We start from the raw sequence: 1,284 nt of genomic DNA, 5'->3' as shown, positions 1-1,284 counted from the left end.
ACCGGGCCCGCATCAATCACTGCGCGTCTGGTGTAATGCCAAGGTCTGAAGAAAGGCCTAACCCGCGCGTGAAAAAAATCTGGCGAGATTCATAGAGGATTAACATCATGAGCAAATACTCCAACATCACAGTCAAGGCCTTCCGCCGGGAAAACGGGCGCGTCGGTGTGCGCAATCACGTGCTCATCCTGCCGGTGGACGACATCTCGAACGCTGCCTGCGAGGCGGTGGCCAACAACGTCAAGGGCACGTTGGCGATCCCGCATGCCTACGGGCGGCTGCAGTTCGGCGAGGATCTCGAGCTGCATTTCCGCACGATGATTGGCACCGGTGCGAATCCCAACGTGGCCGCTGTGGTGGTGATCGGCATCGAGCCTGGCTGGACGAACAAGATCGCCGAGGGCATTCGTGCCACCGGCAAACCCGTGGCGGAGTTCTCGATCGAACAGAAGGGCGATTTCGAGACCATTCGCGCGGCGTCGTGGAAGGCGAAGGAGTATGTTCACTGGGCGTCCGAGATCCAGCGCGAGGAATGCGCGCTCAACGAGTTGTGGATTTCGACCAAATGTGGCGAGAGCGACACCACCACCGGGCTGGGATCCTGCCCGACGGTGGGCAACATGTATGACAAGCTTCTGCCCGAGGGCATCACCGGGTTCTTCGGAGAAACCTCGGAGATCACGGGGGCGGAGCATATCTGCAAGAAGCGCGCGATCAACGAGGAGGTCGGAGAGCGCTGGTACAAGATGTGGAAGGCCTACCAGGACGATGTGATCTTTGCGCATCAGACCGATGACCTGTCGGACAGCCAGCCGACAAAGGGCAATATCGAAGGCGGCTTGACCACGATCGAGGAAAAGGCGCTCGGCAATCTGGAGAAGATCGGCCGCACGTCGCAGTATATCGACATCCTCGATCCTGCCGAAGCCCCGTCTTCGGGCAACGGGCTCTACTTCATGGACAGCTCGTCCGCCGCGGCCGAATGCGTGACGCTCATGGCAGCAGGCGGCGCTGTGATCCACACCTTCCCGACCGGGCAGGGCAACGTGGTCGGCAACCCGATCGTGCCGGTCATCAAGATCACCGCCAACCCGCGCACCGTCAGGACCATGGCCGAACACGTGGATGTCGATGTCTCGGGCATCCTGCGCCGCGAGATGACCATCGACGAGGCCGGGGACGCGCTCATCGACATGATCCGGCGCACCGCAAACGGCAGAAACACCGCCGCTGAAGCCCTCGGACACAGAGAGTTCTCAATGACAAAACTCTACAGATCCGCGT

The 1,284-nt window shown here is 60.7% G+C and carries 1 protein-coding gene; it reads left to right on the top strand.

Annotated elements, in window-relative coordinates; all coding sequences use genetic code 11:
• Positions 1-107 precede the first annotated feature (107 nt).
• A partial coding sequence (locus J1C49_RS21435; RefSeq protein WP_227447848.1) for a UxaA family hydrolase occupies positions 108-1,284 on the top strand: 1,177 nt, incomplete at its 3' end.

This window comes from Cognatishimia sp. F0-27 (assembly GCF_020667845.1).
Taxonomy (GTDB): domain Bacteria; phylum Pseudomonadota; class Alphaproteobacteria; order Rhodobacterales; family Rhodobacteraceae; genus JAFMPQ01.
The sequence above is the reverse complement of the archived record's forward strand: the minus strand, read 5'-3'. Positions and strand labels throughout refer to the sequence as shown.